Consider the following 26,315-nt stretch of genomic DNA (forward strand, 5'->3'; position numbering starts at 1 on the left):
AGGTGGCCTTTGGGTGGGGGGGTCCCCCCCCCCCCCCCCCCCCCCCCCCCCCCACCCCCCCCCCCCCCCCCCCCCCCCCCCCCCCCCCCCCCGGGGCCAGGGATCACCTCACCGCACCTCCCGCGCGTACGGCGCCACGGTGATCCGGTCGATCAGCGGCGCGTACCGGGAGCGGAGCAGCACGCCCGGGAAGGTGTCCGAGGCGTAGGTCGTGCCGTCGAAGTTCGGCAGCTCCTCGGAGCGGAAGAGGATCGTGTTCTGTCCCTTCTTCAGGGTGACCGGGACGGTCAGCTCCCAGAAGTTGTTCTGGTGGAAGCTGTGCGGGAAGCCGACGCGCCGCGTCTCGCCGCCGTTGACGCTGATGTCGGCGTGCCGGGCCAGCGGGTCCGGGTTGTAGTGGGTGGCCTCGGACTGCTCGGGGTTGGAGTAGCGGACCCGCAGCGCGTACAGGCCCGCCTTGTCCGCGGTGACGGTGAACGTCGCGGTGTTGCCGTTGCCCGGGTCTCCGCCGATGCCGGTGATGGCCGTGCCGTCGGTGGCGAGTGACAGCGGGCTGAGCGTGGCCGAGCCCGCCAGTACGGCGCTCTGGGCCTCGTACGTACGCGCCTTGAGCGCGCCCTCGCTCGGCGTGACCGTGAGACGGTCGACGAGGGTGGCGGACGAACCGCCCGTCAGCGTCACCTTGTTGACGCCTCCGGAGAGGGAGACGGCGACGCTGTTCCGGTCCTTGGCCAGGCGCAGGACGTCGTGTCCGTTGACGGCGAGCCGGGCGCCGGTGCCGCCGAGGGTGTCGACCCGCAGGGTGGCCTCACGGTCGGCGGGGGAGTAGACCCAGAACGTGGCGCTCTGGCCCTTGGCGACCCGGGCCGCACCTGAGCCCGAGCCCGAACCCGGCAGGTTGTAGACGGGTTGTGCTCCGCCGGCCAGCCAGGCCAACTCGCCTTCGTGCACCTGCGTGCCGGCCGAGGCGCCCGGCAGGGCGAGGGTGAGGCGGTCGACGATGGCGTCCCCCTTCGTCACGCGCGTGCCGTCCAGGCTCTTCGCGGCGAGCGTCAGGGTGTGCTTGCCCTTGGTGAGCTTCACCTTGGTGTCGGTGTGGTCCCACACCACCCACTTGTAGCCGAGCGGCAGATACAGCTGCTGCTCGGTGCCGGCCTGGCCGTCCACGCGCAGGAAGACGTTGGTGGGCCCCTGATCCTTCACCTTGTCGAAGGTGTTGAGGGAGTTGGCGAAGACGCTCAGGTCGTAGGTGCCGTCCTCGGGCACGTCCACCGTGAAGTCGAGCGTGACGTCCGAGCCGGTGCGCAGCCCGCCCACGTCGTAGCCGCCCGAGGTGTAGAACTTCGACACGTCGGAGGTGGAGCCCTCCGGGCCGTTCTTCGAGTAGCCGGACCCGGTGTGGGCCGCGTCCTCCGCCTCGTAGGAGCCCTGCCAACGCACTGGCGGAGACTGGGTCTTCGCCGCCTTCCCGGCCGGGCTGAGGACGATCTCGTACGCCGAGGACTCCTTCAGCTTCGGCAGTGCGCCGGTACCGAAGTCGACGGTGACCGTGCCGTCGTCCGCGACCTTCAGGTTCGTCTCCGTGAGCAGCTTCGGGCCGGAGGAGTCGCCGACCTGGCCGCTCCACTCGATCTCCCGCACCCAGGCGTGCACGTTCGTACCGAAGAGCTTCTTCGGGACGCCCGCGAAGGTGATGTGCCCCTTGCCGGTGGAGCCGCCGAAGAGCAGCCGGGCCTGCTTCTTCTTCTCGTCCAGCGTGGCCACGCCCTGCATGGTGTAGTTCTCGCCGGGGAACGGCGGGTTCACCGTCACGGTGTGCCCGCTCATCGAGGCGTACGCATTCAGCAGCCACCACTGGCCGTTGCCGCGGTTGGACTGCACCGCGGAGTCGGAGAGGTTGCCGTCGATGTTCCAGTAGGCGATGTCGGCGTCCACCTTGGACTCCTCGATCGCGGAGACCCACTGGATCATCTGGCCGGGCACCGAGGTGTGGTAGTTGAAGGCGTACTCGTTGACGTTAATGGGCAGTTGGGTGCCCTCGCGGTCGGTCCCCTTGAACAGGTCCTTCTCCCAGACCCGGTACTTGGCGACGCTGGTGCGCACCGCCTCCGGGTGGCTCAGCTCGTGCCAGGTGATGACGTCCGGGAGGGTGCCGGCGGCCAGGGCGTGGGTGAGGAAGCCCTTCACCTGGTCGTACAGGACACTGGTGTTGGGGCCGGCGATACGGGCACTGGGCATCCTGCCCTTGATGAGCCTGTAGGCCTCGTCCCAGGCGGCGAAGTAGTCCTTGGGGTCGTTCAGCCAGCTGACCTTGTCGTAGCTCCACTCGCCGGTGCCGAACATGTTGCCCTCGGGCTCGTTGAAGGGCACGAAGACGATGTTGTCCTGGTACTGCTTCGGCAGCTGGAGAACCTGGTCGACCTGCTTGGCGATCTTCTCCTCGTAGAGCTTGAGCTTCTCCTGCGGAGTGCTGCCGGGCCACTCGTACGGAAAGCCGCGGTGGATGTCGGTCATGTAGATGTACACGTCGCCGTCGGTGGAGTCGGCGAGCGGCTTGACCACGTCCAGGGCGTCGGCGCCGGGGTGCTGCGGACCGTCCTGCGCCTTGGTGGAGACGGTGCGCAGGCCCATGCCCTCGATGAGGTTGTTGGTGGGCACGTCGGGTCCGTACACGCCGTACAGGGTGCCGGAGGCGCCGCCGTGGAAGGCCCCGGTGTCCGAACCGAGGTCGACGGTGAGCTGCCCCTCGCGGACCACGGTGACGTTCGCCTTCACCGCCCGCCCGGCCGCGGTTCCGGCCACCGTGAAGGTCCCCGGCTGGGCGTACTTCTCGGGCGGTACGGCGTCCCAGGTGACAGGCGTGTCGCGGTCGTAGCCGTCGGAGTAGGTGGCGCGGACGGCGGCCGGAAGGGCCGGGGCGGTCCCGTCGGTCGTACGGACGTCGAAGGACGTCTTCGAGAGGTCCTGCAGGGTCGGCACGGTCCCGACCAGGCCGGCCACCTGCTCGGCACTGAGCGCCGAGTGCCACACGGCGAAGTCGTCGACGGCGCCCTTGAGGAGCGGGTCCGGATAGAGGGACTTGCCTATGTAGCCGGCGGCGGTCGCCGAACCGCTCAGCAGGTCCTTGGCCTTGATGGCGGTCGCGGCGGAGGAGACGGCCACACCGTCGAGGTAGGTGGTGAGCCGTCCCGCGGTGGTGTCGAGGGTGACGGTGACCGTGCGCCACGCGTCCGCGGGCAGCGCCGCGTAGCCGCGGACCTGGGTCTCGGCGCCGCCTCCGCCGGTGGTCACGGAGGTCTGGAAGAGCCCGTTGCCGTTGTACGGCGTGCTGAAGAGGTACCTGCTGGTGTCGGTGCCCAGATCGAAGATGCGCTGCCAGGACGACTTGTCGCCGCTCCACTTCACCCGGGCGGAGACGGTCAGGTCGCTCGCGTCGCCGACCACTTCGCGGGGCAGCCGGACGTAGGCGCCGTCGGAGGTGGGGGCCCCGCCGGGCAGGGCCAGCGCCTTGCCGCCGTCCGTGCCCGCCACGGACTGGGCCGTCGCGGCGTTCACCAGGCTCGCTGTCAGACCGTTGCCGGAGCTGTCCGTGATGTTTCCGGACGCGAGGTCGTCCTGGTCGAAGGTGTAGCGGGCGGCCGGCCCGGGCGCCTCGGCCGCGTGCGCGGGCACGGCGGGCGCGGCCAGCAGGCCCGCGCCGAGGGCCAGCGCCATGGCGGCCGGCGCGCGGCGGCGCGTGGATCTGTCAACGGATGACATCGGAAACGTCCTCATCGTCGAGTAACGGGTGCGGGTCGGCCCGCCTCGGTCGCCGTCGAACCGATTCGATCCAGGCGGGCGTGGGGGACAAGAAGTGTGGAGGGGGAGGCGGGTGGGGCGGCTCTGTGACGGCGTGGCGGGGGAGTCGCCACGGGGCGACTGCGCCGAACCGGTTCGGCGAAGCTAGCACCGGGCCATCCGGCCAGCAATCCCTTCGACACGGGGATCTCGCCACCGCTCGGTTCCCATCAGGGATTGCTGCACGAGTATTGACACCGGCCCGGGCAGTTCCTACGTTCACTTCCACGCGAACCGGTTCGACAGCCGGTCGCCCTGCCCCGAGGAGTCGCCGTGAACATCGGTGAGATCGCCCGGCGGGCCGGTGTCTCGCGCAGCACCGTGTCCTACGCGCTGAGCGGCAAGCGCCCCGTGTCGGAGGACACGCGCCGGAAGATCCAGCGGATCGTCGACGAGCTGGACTACCGGCCCAGCGCCAGCGCCCGCGCCCTGGCCAACGGCCGCACCAGCACCCTCGGCCTGGTGTTCCCGCCCGCCGGGAACCACTACACGGGCATGCAACTGGACTTCATCGGCAGCGTGGTGGAGGCCGCCGCGGCCTACGACTACGACGTGCTGCTCTCGCCCAGCGGCGTCGACAGCGACCGTTCCTTCCAGCGGCTGCTGGGGGAGCGGCGGGTCGACGGCGCGATCCTGATGGAGATCAGGCTGGCGGACGACCGGGCCGATCACCTGGCCGCGCTCGGCTTCCCCTCCGTCGCCATCGGCCGCACCGCCCACCCGGAGGACGGCTGGTACGTCGCCCTCGACCACACCGCGCTCGCGGCGGCCTGCGTCCACCACCTCGCGGACCTCGGCCACCGCCGGATCGCCTTCGTCAACCGGCCCGAACAACTCCTGAGGACCGGGTACGAGTCCGCGCACCGCGGCCTGGACGGCTTCACCAAGGCCGCGGCCGAACGCGGGCTGACGGTCCGCACGTACTGCTGCGGGGACGACGCCGCCGCGGGCCAGGCCTGCGTGGAACGGATCCTGCACGACGACCCGGCCACCACGGCCCTGGTCACCCTGAACGAGGCCGCTCTGGGCGGCCTCTACCGGGGGCTCGCCCACGCGGGCCGCCATGTGCCGCGCGACTTCTCCGTCACCGGGGTCGTCGCCAACCGCTGGGCGGAGACGGTGACCCCGCAGCTCACCGCGGCCGACGTACCGGCGGCCGAGATGGGCCGGCTCGCCGTCGACCTGCTCGTGGAGCGGCTGGACCACTCCGACGCGCCGCCCCGGCAGCACCTCCTGACCCCACCGATCTCCCTGCGGGCCAGCACCGGCCCCGCGGGGACCCCGCAGACCTGATCAGTCCCTCACGTACTCGTCACCCGCCACACCGCTGACGCCCGACCACCCGACGGCGTTGTTCGCGGTGCCCTTTTCTCCGCGCGACCCACCGCCGCGGCACCCGCATGCCACAGACCGAAGGAACCCGCCATGAACAGTTTCTCCAGACGGCACCGTCCCACCGCCGCGGTCCTGATCTCCCTGGCCGTCGCCACCGGCGTCACCGCCTGCGGCTCCGGCTCGGGCAGCAGCGGCACCAAGGGGGCCGACAGCGGCACGTACACCGTCTGGGACCCGTACCCGCAGTTCGCCAAGGGCTCGGCCTGGACGAAGCTGCTCGACAAGTGCGGCACCGCGGCGGGCGTGAAGATCAAGCGCACGGGCTTCGACACCAGCGACCTGACGAACAAGGCCCTGCTGGCGGCCCAGCAGGGCAACTCCCCGGACATCCTCATCGTCGACAACCCGGTCGTCTCCACCCTGGCCGAGGGGGGCGTCCTCACCACGACCGACGAGAACAAGCTGGACACCTCGAAGGTCGACCCCAACCTCCTCGCGGCCGGCCAGTCGGGCGGCAAGACGTACGGCACCCCGATCGGCGCCAACACCCTCGCCCTCTACTACAACAAGAAGGTCCTGAAGGAAGCCGGCGTCGACATCGCCTCGGTGAAGGACTGGACGTCCCTGACGGCGGCCCTGGAGAAGGTGAAGAAGGCCGGCAAGAAGGGCATCACGTTCTCCGCGATCGGCACCGAGGAGGGCAGCTTCCAGTTCCTGCCGTGGTTCTGGGGCGCGGGCGCGAAGCTGACCCAACTCGACTCCGCGCAGGGCGAGTCGGCGCTCACCCTGTGGAAGGACTGGGTCAAGGGCGGCTACGCGCCCAACTCGGTCCTCAACAACACCCAGACGACCAGCTGGCAGGAGTTCGCGACCGGCGACTACGCCTTCGCCGAGAACGGCACCTGGCAGCTCGGCAACGCCAAGAAGGCCGGCCTCGACTACGGCGTGCTCCCGATACCCGGCGCCACCGGCGGCAGCGCGGCCGCCCCGACCGGCGGCGAGTTCGTCACCCTCCCGGTGCAGGACGACACCGGCCGCTACGCCACCGCACAGAAGCTGGCGACCTGCCTGACCAGCACCCAGAACCTGTACGACACCGACACCACCCTGTCCTACGTCGCCCCCACCAGCGAGGTCCAGGACAAGCAGGTGGCCGCGAACGCGGAGCTGAAGCCCTGGGTCGACGCGGTCAAGGCGGCCAAGGGACGCACCAGTGACGACCTGGGCACCAAGTACCCCAAGATCTCCGAGCAGATGTGGAAGGCCGTCCAGTCCGCGCTCAGCGGCTCGAAGTCCCCGAAGGACGCGCTGACCGACGCCCAGTCCGCCGTCAAGTGAGCTCACCCCAGGGTCAGTTGATGAGCCAGACGACACAAGTGCCGCGCCCGCGGACCGACTCCGAGGGCGCGGCCCCCGAGGCGCGGCGCCGACCCGCCTCCCCGCAGTGGGCCGCCTGGGCCTTCCTCGCCCCGGTGACCCTCTACCTCGTCCTCTTCTACGCCTATCCGCTCTACCGCAACCTCGACCTGAGCCTGCGCAACTACACCGTGCGCTCCTTCGTGCGGGGCGACGCCCCGTTCACCGGCCTGGCGAACTACCGGACGGTCTTCGACGACCCGACCTTCGCGCCGGCCCTGCTGCACACCGTGGTGTTCACCGCCGTGTGCCTGGTCTTCCAGTACGCCATCGGCCTGGCGCTGGCGGTCTTCTTCAGCCAGCACTTCCGGCTCTCGGCCACCCTGCGGGCCCTGTTCCTGGTGCCCTGGCTGCTGCCGCTGATCGTGTCGGCGTCGACCTGGTCGTGGATGCTCAACAGCGACTCCGGCATCGTCAACGCCGTCCTGCACGCCGTCGGCGTCGACCCGGTGAACTGGCTGACCTCGCCGACCTGGTCGCTGACCTCGGTGATCATCGCGAACATCTGGATCGGCGTCCCGTTCAACCTGGTCGTGCTCCACAGCGGTCTGCAGTCCATCCCGTCCAGCCTGTACGAGGCGGCGGCCCTGGACGGGGCGAACGCCTGGCAGCGCTTCTGGCGCATCACCTTCCCGCTGCTGCGCCCGGTCTCCGCCATCACCCTCCTGCTGGGCCTCGTCTACACCCTCAAGGTCTTCGACATCATCTGGATCATGACCAAGGGCGGCCCGGCCGACTCCTCCACCACCTTCGCCACCTGGTCCTACCAGCTCGGCTTCGGCAACCTGCTGCCCGCCTTCGGCCCCGGCGCGGCCGTCGGCAACCTGCTCGTGCTCGCCGCCCTGGTCTTCGGCCTGGTGTACGTACGGGTCCAGCGAAAGCAGGCGCTGTCATGACCACCCGCCTGAAGACCGCCCTCGGTCTGCTGCTGACCGGGATCATGCTCTTCCCGGTCTACTGGATGCTCAACGTGTCCCTCACCCGCGACCAGGACATGCGCAAGAGCCCGCCGGACCTGTTCCCCGCCCACCCCACCCTGGAGGGCTACCGGGCCGTCATCGACCAGCAGTTGCCCTACCTGGGCACCAGCCTCGTCATCGGCCTCGGCACCGTCGCCCTGACCGTGGCCCTGGCCGCCCCGGCCGGCTACGCACTGGCCAAACTGCGCCCGCGCGGCGGCGGCATCCTCAGCTTCGTCCTCCTGGCCGCCCAGATGATCCCCGGCATCATCATGGCGATGGGCTTCTACGCCATCTACCTGCAACTCGGCCTGCTCCAGTCGGTGCCCGGCCTGATCGTCGCCGACTCCACCCTCGCCGTGCCCTTCGCGGTGCTCATCTTCACCGCGTTCATGTCCGGCATCCCCGGCGAACTCCTCCAGGCCGCGCAGGTGGACGGAGCGCGGGCGCTGCGCACCTTCTGGTCGGTCGTGCTGCCGATGAGCCGCAACTCCGTCGTCACCGTGTCGCTGTTCGCGTTCCTGTGGTCCTGGTCCGACTTCATCTTCGCCAGCACCCTCGCGGGCGGCGGCGCCCACGAGCCGATCACCCTCGGCATCTACCACTACATCGGCAACAACAACCAACAGTGGAACGCCATCATGGCCACCGCCGTCGTCGCCTCGCTGCCGGCCGCGGTCATCCTCGTCCTCGCCCAGCGCTATGTCGCCGCCGGCGTCACCGCGGGCGCCGTCAAGGACTGACCTGCGCGGCGCGGCCCTTCCCCCCGACGATCCCTGCTCGAGAAACGAGTGCCTCTTCATGACCGCCGACCGCTCCGGCCCGGCCTTCTCCGTCCAGGACATCCCGTTCAGCACGCACGGCTCCTGGTTCGGCATCTCCCCCGTGCTCGCGGAGAAGACGCGCGCCGAGGACCTCCACCTCGTCTCGCACCAGAACGGCATGCACGCCGTCCTGAGCCTCGTGCCCCTCGACCCCGCGACGGGCGAGCGGGCCGAGACCCTGGTCGAGGCCACACCGGGCCTGCTGAGCTGGACCGGCCCGGCCGGGCGGGTGGATCTCGCCTACGAGACGCCGGACACCGTACGACTGCGCGGTGCGGGCGCCCCGCTGCGGATCTCGGCGGCGGCCCGGACGCTGACCCCGTTCAGCGGGACGTACTTCTACCGCGAAGCGGCCGCCGACGCGTACGTGTTCACCTCGTACGAGACCGGACGCCGCTACCGGATCACCCTGCTGTCCGGCACGGTGACCGAGGTGTTCGGCAGCCAGGCCCTGGGCAGCGCCGACCGGGGCGTCACCGTCGCCGCCGACGCGGACGGCGAATGGGAGATCGCCCTCGAGGAACTCGACACCGCACGCCTGCCCTACGCGTCGACGGCGGCCTTCGGCAAGGTCGTCGAGGCCACCCGGAACGCCTTCGCGGACTTCGTCGACTCCGTGGCCCCCTGGCGCTCGTTCACCACCCCGGCCGCCGAACTCGCCGCCTACGTCCTGTGGTCGGCGACCGTCCGCCCGGCAGGTCTGGTCACCCGGCCCGGTGTCCTGATGTCCAAGCACTGGATGGACAAGGTCTGGAGCTGGGACCACTGCTTCAACGCCCTCGCCCTGGCGTCCGGTTGCCCCGAACTGGCCCTGGACCAGTTCCAGCTGCCCTTCGACCACCAGGACGACAGCGGGGCCCTGCCCGACTCCGTCACCCACTCCGAGGTGCTCCGCAACTTCGTCAAACCCCCCATCCACGGCTGGACGTTCGGCCATCTGCGCCGCCGGCTGCCGACCCCCCTGGAGCGGGCGGAGCTGACCGGGACGTACGACAGGCTGGAACGCTGGACGGAGTTCTGGCTCACCGCCCGGCGCGCTCCCGGCGACGCCCTGCCGCACTACCAGCACGGCAACGACAGCGGCTGGGACAACGCCACCACCTTCGACCCCGAGCGCGTGGTCGTCACCGCGGACCTGGCCGCCTTCCTCACCCTCCAACTGCGTGAACTCGCCGACCTGGCAACGTACTTGGAGAGACCGGACGACGCCCGTCGGTGGACGCGGGCCGCCGAGGAGACCCAGCGGGCGATGCTCGACCAGCTCTGGAAGGGCGACCGGTTCGTCACCCGGGGCGTCGACAGCGGCGACACCTGGGACACCTCCAGCCTGCTCGACCTGATGCCCATCGTGCTGGGCGAACATCTGCCGCGGGACATCAGTGACGTGCTGGCCGGCCGGATCGAGGCCCATCTGACCCCGTACGGCCTGGCCACCGAGCTGCCGACCTCGCCGCACTACCTTCCCGACGGCTACTGGCGCGGCCCGATCTGGGCTCCTGCCACGGTCCTCGTCGAGGACGGCCTGCGCCGCGGCGGCCACCACCGGCTGGCGGACGAGATCAGCGCCCGCTTCCGCGCGCTGTGCGAGAACCACGGCTTCGCGGAGAACTTCGACGCCCTGGCCGGCACGGGCCTGCGCGACCGCGCCTACACCTGGACGGCCGCCGCCTACCTCCTCCTCGCCGAGGCACACGCACAGCGGGACGGCAGGTGAGACCGGGCGGGCCGGGCTGGTGACTTCATGTGGTGCCCCCGCGGGCCCCTCGCTCAGTCGAGGACCGCGGTGGCCTCGACCTCGACCAGGTGGTCGGGGACGTCCAGTGCCGCGACGCCCAGGAGTGTGGCCGGCGGAACCGGGGTGACCCCCAGCTTCGCGGCCGCCCGTGAGATCCCCTCCAGGAGTTGGGGCATCTTGTCGGGTGTCCAGTCGACGACGTGGACGTTCAGTTTCGCCACGTCGTCGAAGGAACCGCCGGCCTCGGCCAGGGCCGTGCCGACGTTGAGGTAGCACTGCTCGACCTGGGCGGCGAGGTCGCCCTCGCCGACCGTGCGGCCCTCGGCGTCCCAGGAGACCTGCCCGGCGACGAAGACCAGCCTGGTGCCGGACGCGACCGACACCTGCCGGTAGACATCGATCTTCGGCAGTCCCTCGGGATTCAGCAAGGTGACGGACATCCTCTGTGCCTCCATCGTCGGGCGCTGCACGCCCGTAGTTTCTTGTGGTTACTGGAAAACCGTAGGAGAGCGTCCGCTGACATGGAAGAACGCACTTTTCCGTGACCGGGTAACCCGGCGGTGACCCAGCAGCTCCGCGGCCCGGACGGCGGTGTCGGTCGGGCCGTTTATGCTGCACCAACGATCACGCGGGACCAGGGGAGGGCGCGGCATGTTCGGCAAGCTGTTCGGAAAAGATGCGGAGAGACCGGGGGCGAATCCGTACGCCCTGCCCGTCCCGCGCAGACAGAAGAACGGGACGTACCGGCTGCGCGCCCTCGGGGACACCCGGGTGCTCGCGCTGGTGGAAGCGGCCGACACCGGTGACTGGGAGGCGGTCAAGTCGGCCCTGGCTCCCTTCGATCTCGGCCGTGACCACGCGGTGCTGAGCGAGCTCGCCGAGTTGGACGGTCTGCAGGACTGGATCGGGCGGGCCGTCCAGGAGGACAAGGAGCACCGGGCCACGGCCCTGCTGATATCCGGGGCGCGTCACATCAGTTGGGGCTGGGAGGCCCGCACCTCCGCACGAGCCGTGAACGTCACACAGGAGCAGTGGCGGATCTTCCACGAGCGACTCGAGATCGCCGAGGAGCAGCTGCTCGAAGCCGCCGAGCTGCGGCCCGACTGGGTCACCCCGTGGCGCCGCCTCCTCACCTCGGGGCGCGGCATGTCGCTGGGCCCCGCTGTCAACGAGACCCGGCGCGACGCCGCCCTGCGCCGCGATCCGCTGGATCTGGAGACCCACATCGAGTGGGTGTCCCAGCTGCAGCCGCGGTGGAGCGGCGAGCCGGGCCAGGCGCTGGCGTTCGCGCGTGAGGCCTTCGCCGGCGCGCCCGACGGGCACCGCCTTGGCTGTGTGATCGCCATGGCCCACATCGAGGAGTGGGTGGAGTCCGAGGACAGCGACTGTCTACAGGACCCGCGGATCCGGACCGAGTTGAGGGAGGCCGCGGAGCGCAGCATCCTGCACCACTCGTACGAACGCGGCCTGGGCTGGCAGGGCGACTACAACATTTTCGCCATGGCCCTTTCGCTGGCGGGCAGCAGCAAGGCCTCCAATGTCTTCCGCGAGCTGGACGGTGTCTTCACCGAGTGGCCGTGGACGTTCATGGCGGACCCCCAGAAAGCCTACGCACGCTTCCGCAAGGCCTTCTGAGCCGAAGGCCGCACGGGCCCCGCCCGTCCCGGCCGGACCATCGCCCACCCCCGCCGTTCCTCATCCCCGGACTGCCCCATGCCTCTGCGCCACGACCCCGCCGACCACGCCGCCGCCGACCGCACCTTCCAGGTGGACCTGCGCGGCCTCGTCGACCTCCTCTCCCACCACCTCTACTCCAGCCCCCGCGTCTACCTGCGCGAGCTCCTCCAGAACGCGGTGGACGCGCTGACCGCCCGCCACAGCCTCGAACAGGGCGCCCCCGCCGACGCGTTCGGCATCCGCCTGTACGCCGACGGCGCCGTGGTACGCGTCGAGGACGACGGCGTCGGACTCACCGAGGCCGACGTGCACACCTTCCTCGCGACGATCGGCCGCAGCAGCAAGCGCGCCGAGCAGATCGCCGACCAACGAGCCGACTTCATCGGCCAGTTCGGCATCGGACTGCTCTCCTGCTTCCTGGTCGCGGACGAGATCCACGTCCTGAGCCGCTCCGCCCGCAACCCCGACGCGCCCGCCGTGGAGTGGCGCGGACGCGGCGACGGCAGCTACACCGTCCGCACCCTGCCCACCACCGCCCGCCCCCGGCCCGGCACCACCGTCACGCTGACGCCCCGCGCCGACGCGGGCGAGTGGACCCGCCCGGCCCAAGTGCACGCGCTGGCCAGGCACTTCGGCTCCCTGCTGCGCCACCCGGTGACCTTCGACGACGGCACCGGCGGTGCGGGTCGACCGGGCGCGTCCGTGGGAGCACCCGTCAACCCCGAGCCCGCACCCTGGGCGCGCACCCACCCCACACCGGGAGCCCGCTCCCGTGCCCTGGCCGCCTACGGCGAGCAGGTCTTCGGGTTCACGCCGCTGGACACCATCGAGCTGGACCTGCCGGCCGTGGGCCTCAAGGGCATCGCCTGCGTGCTGCCCGAGGCGGTGCCGGCCGGCCGCCGCCACGGCCACCGCGTCCACGTCAAAGGCATGCTGCTGTCCGAGCAGGCCGAGGAGATCCTGCCCGACTGGGCGTTCTTCGTCCGCTGTGTCATCGACGCCGAAAGCCTGCGCCCCACCGCGTCCCGCGAGTCCCTGTACGAGGACGACACCCTCGCCGCCGTACGCGACGCGCTCGCCGAACACCTGCGCGCGTGGATCGCCAAGGCCGCCGCCAGCGATCCCGAACTGCTCGGCCGCTTCCTCCAGGTCCACCACCTGGCCGTGAAGTCGCTCGCGGTGCACGACGACGAGATCATGCGGATGCTGCTGCCGTGGCTGCCGTTCGAGACCACCGACGGACACGCCACCCTCGACGAGTTCGCGCGCACCCACCGCACCGTGCTCGTCACGTCGAGCGTCGAGGAGTTCCGCCAGGTCGCGGCCATCGCCTCCGCCGCCGGACTCGGCGTCGTCAACGGCGGCTACACCTACGACCGCGCACTGGTCCACCGGCTGCCCGAGGTCAGGCCCGAGGTCAGCGTCGCCGACCTCGACCCGGCGACCCTCACCGCCCACCTCGACCCCGTCGACCGGGAGACCGAGCTGGCCGCCGCGGCCTATCTCGCCCAGGCCCGCGACGCCCTCGCCGTCTTCGACTGCGATGTCGCGCTGCGCACCTTCCAGCCCGCCTCCGCCCCCGCCCTCCTCCTCGACAGCCGCGAGGCCCGGCACGAACGCACCCGCTCCCAGCTCGCCCGCGAGCAGCAGGGCGGCGTGTGGGGCGACATCCTCGGCGCCCTGCGCCAGGAGGCCCCCCGGGCCCAGCTGATCCTCAACCAGCTCAACCCGCTGGTGCGCACCGCGGTCACCATCGACGAGCCCGAGCTGGCCCGCACCAGCGCCGAAGCCCTCTACGGACAGGCCGCGATGCTGTCCCGCCGCCCGCTCAGGCCCGCCGAGTCGAGCCTCATCAACCGCTCCTTCCTCGACCTCCTCGCCCACGCCCTCCGCAAGGACAGCTGACGATGCCCACCACGATCCAGACCACCGACGAGCTGTACCAGGCGCTCCAGGACAACGACGAGCGCCCCTACGGCCGTACCCGCACCGTCACGGCCGAGGAACTCGTCGACGCCGCCGAGCAGTTCGAGGAGCCCGTACCGCTGATCCACGCCCTCCTCGAACTCCAGGAGGCGTACACCTACGGATCCGAACCCCGTAAGTCGCCCGTCGTCTTCGCCCGTCTGCTCACCCTCTTCGACGAGCAGCCCGACATCTTCGACGAGCGCCTGCGCCACCTGCTGTTCTGGCGGTTCAAGTGGGTGGGCCACGCCCTGCGTCAGCTGCCCGAGATACCGCTGGCCAGCCTGCGCCAGTGGCTGACCGAGATGCGCGACCGCTACGAGAAGGCCGGCCTCGGGCTCCAGCCGTACTACAGCCAGGCCTATCAACTCGCCGCCCACGTCGGCGAGGACACCACCGCCGCCTACGAGCTGTGGGCGGCCCGCGCCCGCACCCGGCTCAGCGACTGCGAGGCCTGCGAGATCTGCGAGCGCGCCCTGTTCCACCTCGCGGCGGGCGACGACGAGCGGGCCCTGCGCACCTGGGAGCCCGTCCTGAACGGCAAGGAGTCCTGCCAGGAGGAGCCGGCCCGCTCCCTCTCCCACGCGCTGCTGCCCCTGCTGCGCACCGGTGCCGCCGACCGGGCCCGCGAACTGCACCTCGCCGGCTACCGCGGTTGCCGCCGCAACCCCTCGATGTCCGGGGAGGTCGGCCGGCACCTGGAGTTCTGCGCGCTGACCGGCAACGAGGCCCGCGGCCTGGAACTGCTCGCCGAGAACCGGAACCTGTTCGACGAGGTCGACTCGCCCCTGGACCAGCTCGACTTCCTCACCGGCGTCGAGGTCCTCCTCCAGCGCGTCGCGCACCTCGGCCACGGTGAACTGCCCGCCGCCGGATACCCCGGCCGCACCTGGACGGTGTCGGGGCTGCACGCCGAGGTGCGCGGCCGCGCGGACGACCTCGCCGCCCGCTTCGACGCCCGCAACGGAACCCCGGCCCACACCGGCCGCCGCAGGGCCCGCCTCGACCGTGCTCCGCTCCTCGACGCGCTCGAACTGACCCTGCGCACCCGCAGCCTCGACGACGTCGCCCCGGCCGCCCCGGTCACCGCGCCGGCCTCCCGTACGACCGCCGCGGTTCCCGATGCCCTGCCTGAACTCATCCTCCAGGCAAGGACGTTGGACGAACAGGGACACCCGGACGCTGAGGCCTGCTTCGCCCGGCTGCGTACGCTGGTCGCCGCCCGCGACTACGCCCACCCCGACGACCCGGCCGTGGGCCCGCTGGTCCGGCTGCGTGCCGACCTGCTGGCCGACGAGGCGACCTCGGCGGCCAACAAGGACGATTTCGTCGAAGCCGCCGCGCTCGACGAGGAGGCCGCGGCCCTCTACGAAGACGCCGCGGAGCCCGGGCATGCGGCGATCGCCCGCGCCTGCGCCCTGCTCGCCACCGCCCAGATCCCCGAAGCGAACGGGGACGACACCGAGGCGAAGGCGGCCGCGCTGAGTGCCGCCCACGCGTCCGTGGTCCGCCTGCACGAGGAGACGGCCGGCCTCGCTCCCTACCTGGAGGCCCGCCTGCTGCGGCTGCGGGCGACCGCGCTCGGCCTGCGTCTGCAGACGACGGGAAGCAAGGAGCACGTCGCACCGGTCTTCGCCGAGACGGAGCTCCTGCACGCCTTCGCCACCCGGCACGACCTCGCCGGGCAGATCTCCGGTGCCCTGCTGCTGCGGGCGAGCACATACGCCATCTCCGGCGACCTGCCCGCCGCGGTCACCGAGATCGACGCCCTTCTGGACCGGCTGAAGGCGCACGGCCCGGCCTGGCACCTGCCCCGCACCCTCGGGCTGCGCGGCCGGCTCCAGCTCGTCCTCCAGGACCCGCAGACCGCGCACGCGAACCTCACCGAAGCGCTGCGACTGGCCGCCGACTGGCCCGCCGACACGGTCGACACGGGCCGCCTGCACGGTGATCTCGCCGAGGCCTCCATGCACCTGGGCCGCCCCGACGAGGCGCTGCGGCACCTGACGCGCTCGGCGGAGGTGAACCTCCGCGGCGGCAACCGGATCGACGCGTTCTGCACCTACAGCAACGCGGCCCAGCTCAGCCTCGACCTGGGCCGTGTCGAGGACTGCATCGCGCTGCTCGACTCCCTGCTGGCCGAACCGGACGTCGTCTCCGGAGAGCTGGACGACCGGCTCGCCGCCCAACTGCGCCTGACCCGCGCCCGCGCACTGCGCGCGGGGGAGGACCTCAAGGCCGCCACGGCCGAGTTCGCCGCGCTCGCGGCCGAGTCCGCCGGCTGGGACGACGACCCGGGCAGCCATGCCATGATCGCCGCCGAGACGGCCGTACTCCTCGGTGAGTCCGGTGAGTTCGGCCCGGCCCGCGAGGCCGCGGACCAGGCGATCGCCGCCCACGCCCGGGACCCGCGCTACGAGTTGCTCAGCAACTGCCTGCGTGAACTCGGCCGCCTCCAGGCCCAGCAGCAGGGTCCCGAGGGTCTGGCCGACGCCCGCGCCTTCCTCGCCGACGCCGGCCGGATCGCCGAGGAGGCCCGCGCCGCCGGGTACGAGGCCCGCGGCCGCTCCCTGGACACCGCCCTGGCCTATGAGCACGGGCGGGTCAACGCCTACGCGGGCGCGTACGAGGACGCGCTGGCCGCCCTGGACAAGGCCCTGACCCTGCTCGGCGAACTCGGACCGGAGGACGACCGGGCCGGTGAGTGGGCCGAGTGCGTCCGCCTCGCGGGCGCCGTGGAGGGCCTCTACCTGAAACGCCCGGCCCCCGCCCTCACCCGCCTCGACGCGGCAATTGCCCGCCTGACCGCTCTGGGCCACACCGAGGAGACCGAGACCCTGGCCTCCCTGGCGGCCCGGCTGCGCGACGAGGAGTGAGTCCGCGTCGCCTAGCATGGTTCACGCAGACGTCAGTTGGCCTGGGGAATCCGCGTCGGGGAGGCGATGGTGCTCGGAAAGGGCACGTGGTTGCTCGTGGGCGCCATGGTCGTGGCCTGGATGGTCCTTTCGGGCCCCAGCGCCCCGAGCGGATCCCTCGACGCCAAAGCGCTGCCCGCCAAGTCCGTCCGGGACGTCGTACAGAACCGGGTCATGACGTGGAACCTCTGCAACCCCTGCGAGACGGGCAACGACGACCGGGCGGCGGAGATCGCCGCGTTCGCGCCCCAGGTCATCGGCCTGCAGGAGGCGTGCGTGGGTGACGTCGAGAAGATCCGGGAGTATCTGGAGAACCTGCACGGGCTCGTCTACCACGTCGAGTACGGGGCGGTTCTGCAGAGCTGGGGCCGTTGCGGGGGAGCGCCCTGGAACCCGGGCGGCTACGGCGAGGCCATCCTCTCGGCGGCCCCGATGACCGACGTCGTCACCGAGGAATATCCCGACGGCGGCTCCGAGGACCGTGGCTACATGGAGGTCACCACCACGGTGGGCGGCCGCCCGGTCCGGGTCTTCAACACCCACCTCGCCGAACGGCGTCAGGAGGCGGTCCGGGCGGAGCAGGTCGCCGTCCTCGCAAAGGAGGTCGCCCGGCACGACCGCGCGATCGTCATCGGCGACTTCAACGCCGTGCCGTACGCCTCCGAACTCACCCGGATGTGGGCCCTGGCCAAGGACGCGGACCCCCAGTGCCGTCCCGGGTCCGACGGCACCTGCGAGCCGACCACCGACTGGCAGAGCAAGTTCGACTACGTGTTCCTGCGGGGGTACGTCCCCCTCAGGCAGCGAGTGCATCCGAGCCCGGTCTCGGACCACCACATGGTGTATGCCGACGTGGCCTGACTCCACGGTGAGCCATGGCGGGCCCGGCCTTTCACCGAGCCCGCCACGCCGTCAGCGCTGCCGTGTCAGCAGACCCGGACGGTAGGGCAGGAGGCCGTAGTCCCCGCCGGAGCTGGGGCTGCGCCCCTGGTAGAGGAACTGCAGGTTGCAGGGATCGACGGTGAAGGTCTGATCGGCACTGGTGCGGATCAGTTCGCCATGGCTGATGTCGTTGGTCCAGGTGGCGCCACTGTTGGCCTTGCCGGCGAAGGGGTTGCTCTCGGTCGCGGCCTGGGGTGTCCATGAGCCGTTCAGACTCGTGGCCGTGAACGAGCGGAAGTAGCGGCCCTGCGAGCCGATCGCCTCGACGATCATGAGGTAGCGGTTCTGGCCCTGCAGCTTGTAGACCTGCGGGGCTTCGAACAGGTTGTTCGTCGTATCGCTCATGATCGTCGTGTAGCTCGAGCCGAAACTGCCCGGGAAGTTCCCGATCGGCATGCTGGCCCGGTAGATCTTGCCGTTGTCACCGGCGAAGAACAGGTACATGTTCGTCCCGTCACCGATGAGCGTCTGGTCGATGGGCCCTGTTCCGGAGCCGGAGATGCTTCCGGAGAAGAGCACCTGCGGAGACGACCAGCCGTTCGGGTTGGTGGGGTCGCTCGACGTCCGGTAGGAGAAGGCGCTCCCGCCCCACTGGTAGGCGAGCACCCAGATGTTCTTCGGCGCGAAGTAGAAGAGCGTGGGCGCCACGGTCGAGGACGACATCGTGTTCTGGCCGGCCGAGGCCATCTCCGACCAGTTGGTGAACGGGCTGAAGTTCATCGAACCCCAACTCGTCCCGGTGTCGTGCGTCGTCGCGTAGACGAGTTGCTTGCCGTTGTAGGGGGCGACGGTGAAGTCCTTGAGAGAGACCCACCCGGCCTTGGGTTGCGCCAGTGCGCCCGTCGATGACCAGCGGTACGTCGACGGAAGGTCGCACGCACTGGAGTCGTCGCCGACCTTGACGAGCCGCCACTGCTGGTTGGCGCCGCCCCAGTCGTCGTACTGGACGGTGTTGGCGTTGTCGGCGGTGGAGGCGCCCTGTACTTCGAGGGCCTTGTTGCTGTGGCGCGAGATGAACCGCACGTAGCCGTCCGAGCTGTCGGCCAGCCGCCACTGCTGGTTGGCGGCGTTCAGGTCGGCCCACTGGACGATCGAGCCGCCGTTCGCGGTGGACCAGTTGTAGACGTCCAGGACCTTGCCCGAGTGGCGGGACTTGATGCGGTAGTAGCCGCCCCCGGAATCGACGAACTGCCACTGCTGCTGGGCCTGATCGTTCCTGGTCCACTGGGTGATGCGGGCGCCGTCTTCGGTCGCCATGTTGTAGACGTCCAGGGCCTTGCCGCTGTTGCGGTTGACCAGCACATATGAGGCGTTGGGGTCTACGGTCGCCGCCTCGGCGGGCTGGGCACCGAGGAAGGCGGCCAGGAGCAGCAGGGGTGCGAGGACGGCCAGTAATCGTCTGAGGCGGACCGGGGACCGGTGGCGCAACAACATCGCGGGGCCTCCTTTGAGGGGCGGGGACGATCCGAAAGTTTCGAAGAATTCCCGGATGGCTCGACGCCACAAGCTAGGAATGCGGGGCCCTCCGGTCAAGGCTTGTCACCGATCTGGCCACGCGAAGAGGGTTCCGGAAACTTTCGGTCGACGAACGGAAACTTCTTCTGCGCGGAGTATTGACGATGCCTCGTCAATGCCTCAATCATCCCTGTCTGAGAAAGCGGCCACAGTTCGAGATGTCGAACCGTGTCGGCCGTAGTCGCGATCGTCCCGGTCTGCCCAGTGGCTGACGGACGACACATTCCCCTGCGCTTCAGTCCTTGCGTGATGTCCACCTTGGAGGCACAGCCATGCGCTCGTCCGCCCTTCCCAGAACCGTCATCCGCCAAAAGATCCGCGGCCTGGTGCCGGCGCTGGTCGTCGGTCTCCTCGGCGCGGTCGCCGCACTGGCCCCGCCACCACCGTCCGCACACGCCGCCGAGAACACGCTCGGCGCCGCGGCGGCGCAGAGCGGCCGCTACTTCGGCACCGCCATCGCCTCGGGCAGGCTCGGCGACTCGGCGTACACGACGATCGCCGGCCGCGAGTTCAACATGGTGACGGCCGAGAACGAGATGAAGATCGACGCCACCGAACCGCAGCGAGGCCAGTTCAACTTCACCGCCGGTGACCGCGTCTACAACTGGGCGGTGCAGAACGGCAAGAAGGTGCGCGGCCACACTCTGGCCTGGCACTCCCAGCAGCCCGGCTGGATGCAGAGCCTCAGCGGCAGCACACTGCGCCAGGCCATGAACGACCACATCAACGGCGTGATGGCCCACTACAAGGGCAAGATCGCCCAGTGGGACGTCGTGAACGAGGCGTTCGCCGACGGCGGTTCGGGAGCCCGGCGCGACTCCAACCTGCAACGCACGGGCAACGACTGGATCGAGGTCGCCTTCCGCACCGCTCGCGCCGCGGATCCGGCGGCCAAGCTCTGCTACAACGACTACAACATCGAGGACTGGACCTGGGCCAAGACCCAGGGCGTGTACGCCATGGTGCGGGACTTCAAGCAGCGCGGCGTGCCGATCGACTGCGTCGGCTTCCAGTCGCACTTCAACAGCGGCAGCCCCTACAACAGCAACTTCCGCACGACCCTGCAGAGTTTCGCCGCCCTCGGCGTCGACGTGGCCATCACCGAACTCGACATCCAGGGTGCCTCGGCCACGACGTACGCCAACGTGACCAACGACTGCCTGGCCGTCTCGCGCTGCCTCGGCATCACCGTCTGGGGGGTGCGCGACACCGACTCGTGGCGATCCCAGGACACGCCGCTCCTCTTCAACGGCGACGGCAGCAAGAAGTCCGCCTACACCGCCGTCCTCAACGCACTCAACGGCGGCACCACCACGCCCCCTCCGGGTTCCGGAACGATCAAGGGCGTCGGGTCGGGCCGCTGCCTGGACGTGCCCAGCAGCAGTACGACCGACGGCACCCAGCTCCAACTCTGGGACTGCAACAACGGCACCAACCAGCAGTGGACGTACACCGCCGCCGGTGAGCTCAGGGTCTACGGCAACAAGTGCCTGGACGCGGGCGGCACCGGCAACGGCACCAGGGTCCAGATCTACAGCTGCTGGGGCGCCGACAACCAGAAATGGCGCCTCGCCTCCGACGGCTCCATCGTCGGCGTCCAGTCCGGCCTCTGCCTCGACGCCGTCGCGAACGGCACCGCCAACGGCACGCTGATCCAGCTCTACTCCTGCTCGAACGGAAGCAACCAGCGCTGGACCCGCACCTGACGGAGACCTACGGCTCCCGTGGGGGTTGTCCGGAGGCAAGCGAGGCCTCCAGGCAACCCCTGGGCCGTTCGTCGGGATGCGAGGCGGCTCTCTCCGTCGGATGGTGGAGCCATGAACCAGGACTACCGCCAGCCCCAGCGGATGATCGAGATCGACACCCGGCTCATCAGGACCGGCGCCGTGCTCACCGCGGCCGGTGCCGCGGTGGCGTGCGCCGGCATGGGCGTCGCCGCCTTCGCCGTGTTCTCGGCCGGCCGGCGCATGATCCGTGAGATGGACATGCCCCCCTCCCAGCAGGCAGCCATGAAGTGGCGACAGGCCAAGGAGGCGTCCCTGGCGGGCGCGCGGGCGTGGCAGGCCGCGTCCGACGCCCAGAACGGGTCGCTCGCCCGCTAGGTCCGGCGCCGCCTCCTGGACCTGCCACGCCCGATGGTCGTGGCAGGCGCCACGGGGCTGAACACGACAACCACGGGGCCGTCGCGCGCGACGGCCGCTTCGGCTGCCGCGCGGGCCGAGGCACGGCCGGCCGCCGGTAGCCCGACGGTGTGACGTGCCCCGCCCAGATCGGCGGCACCGTGTGCCGGTCGGTGCCGCCCGCGACGCGGGGTGCTTTCGTCTGAGGCCGGGTGTGCGACGGCCGGCTCCTGCGCCTGTCCTGGTGGGCCGGCCGTGGCCCGGCCCAGCTCATGCCCCGCCCGATTCCTGAGGGCGTGCCGTCCGAAACGTCCGAGGAGACATCGCGATGACAACGAAAGTCGAGAGCCGCGGCACGACGTCCGCGCAACTTCTCAGGGGCCAGAAAGCACTGGTGACCGGGGCCAACTCGGGCATCGGCCTGGCGACCGCCGTTGCCCTGGGCCGGGCCGGAGCGGACGTCGTGGTGAACTACGTCGTAGGTGCGGACGAGGCCGAGAAGGTCGTGAAGGAGATCGAGAGCTTCGGCGTCCGCGCCTACGCCCACGAGGCCGACGTGTCCGACGAGGACCAGGTGACCGCCATGGTCGCGCGGATGGTCGAGGAGTTCGGCACCATCGACATCATGGTGGCCAACGCGGGCCTTCAGCGGGACGCGGCCGTGACGGAGATGACGCTCGCCCAGTGGCAGAAGGTCATCGACGTCAACCTGACCGGCCAGTTCCTGTGCGCGCGGGAGGCGGCCAAGGAGTTCATCCGGCGCGGAGTGGTGGAGGAGGTCTCCCGCTCGGCGGGAAAGATCATCTGCATGAGCTCGGTCCACCAGATCGTCCCGTGGTCCGGCCACGTGAACTACGCCTCCTCCAAGGGCGGGGTCGGCATGCTGATGCAGACCCTCGCCCAGGAGCTGGCACCCAAGCGGATCAGGGTCAACGCCGTCGCACCCGGCGCCATCCGCACACCGATCAACCGTGACGCCTGGGACACCCCCGAGGCCGAGGCCGACCTGCTGCGCCTGATCCCGTACCGCCGGGTGGGCGATCCGGACGACATCGCCAACGCCGTCGTCGCCATGGCCTCCGACCTGCTCGACTACGTGGTCGGCAGCACCCTCTACGTCGACGGCGGAATGACGCTCTTCCCCGGCTTCGCCACCGGAGGCTGAGCTCCGGTGCAGGATCACATCACGCCCCGCCGGGTGGTGATCCTCGGCGGGGGGTTCGCCGGACTGTTCGCCGCCCGTGCCCTGCGGAAGTCACCGGTCGCGGTGACCCTGGTCGACCGCCGCGCCCACCACCTCTTCCAGCCACTGCTCTACCAGTGCGCCTCCGGGATTTTGTCCGAGGGCCAGATCGCCCAGCCGCTGCGCGGGGTCCTGCGGCGCCACCACAACGTGAGGTGTGTGCTCGCCGAGGCCACCGACGTGGATGCCGGCGCCCGGCTGGTCCACGCCCGGCGACCCGACGGGGGAGTCCTCGTGCTGCCGTACGACGAACTGATCCTCGCGGTGGGGATGCGCCAGTCCTACTTCGGGCACAACGAGTTCGCCGCGCACGCCCCCGGTATGAAGACCCTCGACGACGCGCTCGAGATCCGCCGACGGATCTACCGGGCGTTCGAGATGGCCGAAACGGCGGCGAACGACCGCGAACGGCAGCAGTGGCTCACCTTCGCGCTCGTCGGTGGCGGGCCGACCGGTGTGGAACTCGCGGGACAGATCCGCGAGATCGCCGGCCATACCCTCGACCGGGAGTTCCAGAAGATCGACTCCGCCACGGCGCGGGTGCTGCTCTTCGAGGGGTCCGACGCCGTACTGGGCGCGTTCGGCCCGGCACTGGCCCACCGCGCGGCCCGAACGCTGCGGGGGCTCGGTGTGGAACTCCATCTGGGCACGAGGGTCACCGACATCGACGCGCGCGGCCTGACGGTACGAGACCACGACGGCAAGGCGACCTGGTTCGGCGCGCGCACCGTGCTGTGGACGGCGGGCGTCGAGGCGCCGCCGATCGCGGCCGCCCTGGCCCGTGCGACCGGTGCCGAACAGGACCGGGCCGGACGCATCCTGGTCGAACCCGACCTCACCGTTCCCGGCCATCCGGAGATCCGCGTCACGGGCGACGTGATGAGCCTGAACCATCTGCCGGGCCTGGCCGAGGTCGCCATGCAGTCCGGCGCCTACGCGGGCCGGATGGTGCGACATCAGGTCGAAGGCAGGACGAAGAAGCCGAAGCCCTTCACGTACGTGGATCTCGGCAGCGCCGCCTACATCGCCCGTGGCCGGGCCGTGGTCAAGGCCGGTCCGCTGCATCTCTCGGGCTTCAGCGGCTGGCTCGTCTGGCTCTTCATCCACCTGGCCTTTCTCACCGGCTTCCGCAGCAGGCTGGGAGCAGTGCTCAGCTGGTCCGTCGCCTTCGCCACCGGCTCGCGCCGCGAACGCGCCTTCCCCCTGACCGACACCGACGCTCCGGGCGCCGGGCCACCCCCTCAATAAACCCGTCCTTCCCCAGCCCCGCCTGCTCATACGGGGCAGACCTCCGAGGCGTACATGTTCCGCACAGCGGTCCTTCTCGCGAACACGCCGGACCAACTCCTGCCGGCCCGCGAGCTGATGGCCTTCACCCTGGCCTCACACATCCTGCTGGTCCCGTTCGGTGTGGCACTGCCGTTCATCACCCTGCTGATGCACCATCGGGGGCTGCGTCGCAACGACCCCGTCGCCCTCCTGCTCGCCCGGCGCTGGTCGGCGGTGATGGCCGTTCAGTTCGCCATCGGCATCATCACCGGCACCGTGCTGTCCTTCGAGTTCGGCCTGCTGTGGCCAGGCATGATGGGCCGCTGGGGCGACGTCTTCGGCCTCGGGTTCGGCGTCGAGGCGTGGGCGTTCTTCCTGGAGGCCGTGCTCATCGCGATCTACCTCTACGGCTGGCGCAGGCTCAAGCCCTGGACGCACTTCTGGCTGGCCGTACCGCTGCCGCTGGCCGCCCTGATGGGCGCGTTCGGCATCATCGCGGCCAACTCCTGGATGAACACCCCCCAGGGGTTCAGCCTCGACGCCCAGGGCAAGCCGGTCCACGTCGACGTACGGCAGGCGATCTTCACACCGATCTTCGGCCCGGAGTACTGGCACTTCGTCGTCGCGATGCTCCTGACCGCCGCCTACGTGGTCGCCGGTGTGTACGCGGTCGGCTGGCTGCGCGGGCGCCGAGACCGATACCACCGGCTCGGATTCACGCTGCCGTTCACGGTGGCCGCGATCCTCACACCGGTCCAGTTCATGCTCGGCGACTCCGCCGCTCGCGCCGTGTTCCACAAGCAGCCGATCAAGTTCGCCGCGACGGAGATCGTCTGGAAGACCGACACCCATGTGCCCGAGTACATGTTCGGACGGCTGAACAGTGACGGGACGATCTCCGGCGGCCTCAGGATCCCCCAACTGGACTCGATCCTGGCGGGCTTCAAGCCCAGCACACAGGTGACGGGACTGACCTCGGTGCCGGCCGCCGACCGTCCCACCGCCGTTCAGGCCACCATCGCCCACTGGGCCTTCGACATCATGGTCACCATCGGCAGCCTGCTCATCCTGCTCGCGCTCTGGTACGCCTGGTCCTGGTGGCGCCACCGGGACAACCCCGGTGGCCGCTGGTTCTACCGCTGCGCCGCGCTCGCGGGCGTCTCCTGCCTGGTCACCGTGGAGTGCGGGTGGATCACCACGGAGGTCGGCCGTCAGCCCTGGATCGTCTACAACCACATGCGGGTCTCGGAGGCGGTGACCAGCACCCACGCCTCGGGACTCTGGACCGTGCTCGGCATCGTCATGGCCGTGTACGTGCTGGTGTTCGGCGCGTTCCTCGCCGTCGTCCTGAAGATGCGCACCCGATGGCGCATCGCCGACGAGGGCTCGGCTGCCGCCCGCGCCGATCTTCCCCCGGAGGCCGACACTCCGTACGGGCCCCGCAGCGAGCCCGAACCCGCAGCCAGCGGGGCCGCGCCCGACAGCGGGTCCGCTCACACGTCCGGCGGTGCGTCGTAATGGCCGAGTTCATCGCATGGGTCCTGGTGCTCGCGATCGCCGCCTACGCCTGCGCCGGGGGGACCGACTACGGAGCGGGGTTCTGGGACCTCCTGGCCGGGGGCGCGGAGCGCGGCAAGCGGCCCCGGTGGCTCATCGACCACGCGATGGCACCGGTCTGGGAGGCCAACAACGTCTGGTTGATCTTCGTCCTGGTCATCATGTGGACCGGCTTCCCGACGGTCTTCCAGGCCGTCTTCTCCGCTCTGTGGCTGCCGCTCGCCCTCGCCGCCGTCGGCCTGGTGCTCCGCGGCGCCGGGTTCGCCCTGCGCAAGCCGACCCGACGCCTGGCCCAACGACGGATCTACGGGGCGATGTTCGCCGTCTCGTCACTGGTGACGCCGTTCTTCCTGGGGGCGGTGCTCGGCGGCATCGCCACGGGCCGGGTCGAGGTCGGCACGACCGCCTCCGCGGACGCCTGGGCCAATGGAACCTCCGTCCTCACGGGCCTGCTGGCCGTCGCGGCCACCGCTTTTCTGGGGGCGGTCTTCCTCTGCTCCGACGCCCTGCGGTTCGGCGCGCACGATCTCGTCGACTACTTCCGCGTACGGGCGTTGATCTCCTTCGGCGCCGTGGCGGTCCTCGCGCTCATCGCACTGCCCGTCACCCACGACGACGCCCGGTACGTCTGGGACGGCCTCACCGGGGGCCTGGGCCTGCTGCTGATCATCCTGGCCGGGGTCTGCGGACTGGCGACGGTGCTGCTTCTGCTGCGCCGGTCCTACGGCTGGACCCGCTACACCTCGGTGGCGAGTGTCGCCCTGACCGTCGGCGCCTGGGGCTGCGCGCAGCGGCCCTATGCGCTGCCCACCTCGCTGACGGTGGCCGAAGCGGCGGGCGCCGCCCCCACCCTGCGCTGGCTGGTGATCGTCACCGCCATCGCGATCGTCCTGGTCGGTCCCGCGCTGGTAGTGCTGTACCGGCTCGACACGATGGGCGAGCTGGAGGAGCTCACCGACGCCGACACCGGGGCCGTCCGAGCAGCGGGGGACAACCTGTAGCGACC

At 70.5% G+C, this 26,315-nt stretch carries 18 protein-coding genes; 15 read left to right on the forward strand and 3 right to left on the reverse strand.

Features of this window, described 5'->3' with window-relative positions:
• Positions 1-108 precede the first annotated feature (108 nt).
• Positions 109-3,714 (reverse strand): LamG-like jellyroll fold domain-containing protein, encoded by a 3,606-nt coding sequence (locus ACZ39I_RS17655; RefSeq protein ID WP_467245691.1) that lies wholly within the window; start codon positions 3,712-3,714, stop codon positions 109-111.
• Positions 3,715-4,110: 396 nt separating this feature from the next.
• Here ACZ39I_RS17655 and ACZ39I_RS17660 point away from each other — a divergent pair, with 396 nt between their 5' ends.
• From ACZ39I_RS17660 to ACZ39I_RS17680, 5 genes are all read left to right on the forward strand, one after another.
• Complete coding sequence (locus ACZ39I_RS17660; protein WP_403669979.1) at positions 4,111-5,130, forward strand: LacI family DNA-binding transcriptional regulator; 1,020 nt, start codon at positions 4,111-4,113, stop codon at positions 5,128-5,130.
• 132 nt (positions 5,131-5,262) lie between these two features.
• Positions 5,263-6,510 carry a sugar ABC transporter substrate-binding protein gene (locus ACZ39I_RS17665; RefSeq protein WP_467245275.1) on the forward strand — a complete coding sequence of 416 codons (1,248 nt, stop codon included), beginning with the start codon at positions 5,263-5,265 and terminating at the stop codon, positions 6,508-6,510.
• 20 nt (positions 6,511-6,530) lie between these two features.
• Positions 6,531-7,484: a carbohydrate ABC transporter permease gene (locus ACZ39I_RS17670; protein ID WP_467245276.1), complete on the forward strand. Its 954-nt coding sequence runs from the start codon at positions 6,531-6,533 to the stop codon at positions 7,482-7,484.
• Positions 7,481-8,290, forward strand: a complete 810-nt coding sequence (locus ACZ39I_RS17675) for a carbohydrate ABC transporter permease (RefSeq protein WP_352386844.1) — start codon at positions 7,481-7,483, stop codon at positions 8,288-8,290. The genes ACZ39I_RS17670 and ACZ39I_RS17675 overlap by 4 nt, the downstream gene beginning before the upstream one ends.
• 58 nt (positions 8,291-8,348) lie before the next feature.
• On the forward strand, positions 8,349-10,085 hold the full coding sequence (locus ACZ39I_RS17680; RefSeq protein ID WP_467245277.1) for an amylo-alpha-1,6-glucosidase: 1,737 nt from the start codon (positions 8,349-8,351) through the stop codon (positions 10,083-10,085).
• A gap of 53 nt (positions 10,086-10,138) precedes the next feature.
• Here the strand turns inward: ACZ39I_RS17680 and ACZ39I_RS17685 are convergent, their stop codons facing one another.
• A complete protein-coding gene (locus ACZ39I_RS17685; protein WP_467245278.1) occupies positions 10,139-10,546 on the reverse strand; it encodes a RidA family protein in 408 nt (135 codons plus the stop codon).
• A gap of 211 nt (positions 10,547-10,757) precedes the next feature.
• On the opposite strand from ACZ39I_RS17685, the gene ACZ39I_RS17690 reads away from it, so the two are divergent.
• The 4 genes from ACZ39I_RS17690 to ACZ39I_RS17705 all read left to right on the forward strand — a co-directional run bounded on the left by ACZ39I_RS17690 (position 10,758) and on the right by ACZ39I_RS17705 (position 17,524).
• The gene (locus ACZ39I_RS17690) at positions 10,758-11,741 is read left to right on the forward strand and encodes a hypothetical protein (protein WP_467245279.1); all 984 of its coding nucleotides are present in this window, start codon (positions 10,758-10,760) and stop codon (positions 11,739-11,741) included.
• 78 nt (positions 11,742-11,819) lie between these two features.
• Positions 11,820-13,688, forward strand: coding sequence for an HSP90 family protein (locus ACZ39I_RS17695; RefSeq protein WP_467245280.1), 1,869 nt, complete (start codon positions 11,820-11,822; stop codon positions 13,686-13,688).
• 2 nt (positions 13,689-13,690) lie between these two features.
• Positions 13,691-16,624, forward strand: coding sequence for a hypothetical protein (locus ACZ39I_RS17700; RefSeq protein WP_467245281.1), 2,934 nt, complete (start codon positions 13,691-13,693; stop codon positions 16,622-16,624).
• 66 nt (positions 16,625-16,690) lie between these two features.
• Positions 16,691-17,524, forward strand: coding sequence for an endonuclease/exonuclease/phosphatase family protein (locus ACZ39I_RS17705; RefSeq protein WP_467245282.1), 834 nt, complete (start codon positions 16,691-16,693; stop codon positions 17,522-17,524).
• A 51-nt stretch (positions 17,525-17,575) separates the two neighbouring features.
• Here the strand turns inward: ACZ39I_RS17705 and ACZ39I_RS17710 are convergent, their stop codons facing one another.
• Positions 17,576-19,039, reverse strand: coding sequence for a non-reducing end alpha-L-arabinofuranosidase family hydrolase (locus ACZ39I_RS17710; protein ID WP_467245283.1), 1,464 nt, complete (start codon positions 19,037-19,039; stop codon positions 17,576-17,578).
• Between the two features lie 353 nt (positions 19,040-19,392).
• Between ACZ39I_RS17710 and ACZ39I_RS17715 the strand changes: the two genes are divergently transcribed.
• The 6 genes from ACZ39I_RS17715 to ACZ39I_RS17740 all read left to right on the forward strand — a co-directional run bounded on the left by ACZ39I_RS17715 (position 19,393) and on the right by ACZ39I_RS17740 (position 26,310).
• Positions 19,393-20,826, forward strand: a complete 1,434-nt coding sequence (locus tag ACZ39I_RS17715; RefSeq protein ID WP_467245284.1) for an endo-1,4-beta-xylanase — start codon at positions 19,393-19,395, stop codon at positions 20,824-20,826.
• 111 nt (positions 20,827-20,937) lie between these two features.
• The gene (locus ACZ39I_RS17720) at positions 20,938-21,222 is read left to right on the forward strand and encodes a hypothetical protein (protein ID WP_467245285.1); all 285 of its coding nucleotides are present in this window, start codon (positions 20,938-20,940) and stop codon (positions 21,220-21,222) included.
• A gap of 346 nt (positions 21,223-21,568) precedes the next feature.
• Complete coding sequence (locus ACZ39I_RS17725; RefSeq protein WP_451477560.1) at positions 21,569-22,405, forward strand: SDR family oxidoreductase; 837 nt, start codon at positions 21,569-21,571, stop codon at positions 22,403-22,405.
• 6 nt (positions 22,406-22,411) lie between these two features.
• Entirely contained in the window at positions 22,412-23,731 is a 1,320-nt protein-coding gene (locus ACZ39I_RS17730; protein WP_467245286.1) for an NAD(P)/FAD-dependent oxidoreductase, read from the forward strand.
• A 54-nt stretch (positions 23,732-23,785) separates the two neighbouring features.
• Positions 23,786-25,270: a cytochrome ubiquinol oxidase subunit I gene (locus tag ACZ39I_RS17735; protein ID WP_467245287.1), complete on the forward strand. Its 1,485-nt coding sequence runs from the start codon at positions 23,786-23,788 to the stop codon at positions 25,268-25,270.
• Complete coding sequence (locus ACZ39I_RS17740; protein WP_467245288.1) at positions 25,270-26,310, forward strand: cytochrome d ubiquinol oxidase subunit II; 1,041 nt, start codon at positions 25,270-25,272, stop codon at positions 26,308-26,310. The genes ACZ39I_RS17735 and ACZ39I_RS17740 overlap by 1 nt, the downstream gene beginning before the upstream one ends.
• The last annotated feature ends 5 nt before the right edge of the window (positions 26,311-26,315 follow it).

It is taken from the genome of Streptomyces sp. NPDC024687 (genome assembly GCF_055559055.1).

Bases quoted from the DNA above. Each gene is read 5' to 3' on its own strand.
- ACZ39I_RS17655 (WP_467245691.1), bottom strand. From the start codon at position 3,714: ATGGCGCTGGCCCTCGGCGCGGGCCTGCTGGCCGCGCCCGCCGTGCCC.
- ACZ39I_RS17665 (WP_467245275.1), top strand. From the start codon at position 5,263: ATGAACAGTTTCTCCAGACGGCACCGTCCCACCGCCGCGGTCCTGATC.
- ACZ39I_RS17670 (WP_467245276.1), top strand. From the start codon at position 6,531: ATGAGCCAGACGACACAAGTGCCGCGCCCGCGGACCGACTCCGAGGGC.
- ACZ39I_RS17675 (WP_352386844.1), top strand. From the start codon at position 7,481: ATGACCACCCGCCTGAAGACCGCCCTCGGTCTGCTGCTGACCGGGATC.
- ACZ39I_RS17680 (WP_467245277.1), top strand. From the start codon at position 8,349: ATGACCGCCGACCGCTCCGGCCCGGCCTTCTCCGTCCAGGACATCCCG.
- ACZ39I_RS17685 (WP_467245278.1), bottom strand. From the start codon at position 10,546: ATGTCCGTCACCTTGCTGAATCCCGAGGGACTGCCGAAGATCGATGTC.
- ACZ39I_RS17690 (WP_467245279.1), top strand. From the start codon at position 10,758: ATGTTCGGCAAGCTGTTCGGAAAAGATGCGGAGAGACCGGGGGCGAAT.
- ACZ39I_RS17695 (WP_467245280.1), top strand. From the start codon at position 11,820: ATGCCTCTGCGCCACGACCCCGCCGACCACGCCGCCGCCGACCGCACC.
- ACZ39I_RS17700 (WP_467245281.1), top strand. From the start codon at position 13,691: ATGCCCACCACGATCCAGACCACCGACGAGCTGTACCAGGCGCTCCAG.
- ACZ39I_RS17705 (WP_467245282.1), top strand. From the start codon at position 16,691: ATGGTGCTCGGAAAGGGCACGTGGTTGCTCGTGGGCGCCATGGTCGTG.
- ACZ39I_RS17710 (WP_467245283.1), bottom strand. From the start codon at position 19,039: ATGTTGTTGCGCCACCGGTCCCCGGTCCGCCTCAGACGATTACTGGCC.
- ACZ39I_RS17715 (WP_467245284.1), top strand. From the start codon at position 19,393: ATGCGCTCGTCCGCCCTTCCCAGAACCGTCATCCGCCAAAAGATCCGC.
- ACZ39I_RS17720 (WP_467245285.1), top strand. From the start codon at position 20,938: ATGAACCAGGACTACCGCCAGCCCCAGCGGATGATCGAGATCGACACC.
- ACZ39I_RS17725 (WP_451477560.1), top strand. From the start codon at position 21,569: ATGACAACGAAAGTCGAGAGCCGCGGCACGACGTCCGCGCAACTTCTC.
- ACZ39I_RS17735 (WP_467245287.1), top strand. From the start codon at position 23,786: ATGTTCCGCACAGCGGTCCTTCTCGCGAACACGCCGGACCAACTCCTG.
- ACZ39I_RS17740 (WP_467245288.1), top strand. From the start codon at position 25,270: ATGGCCGAGTTCATCGCATGGGTCCTGGTGCTCGCGATCGCCGCCTAC.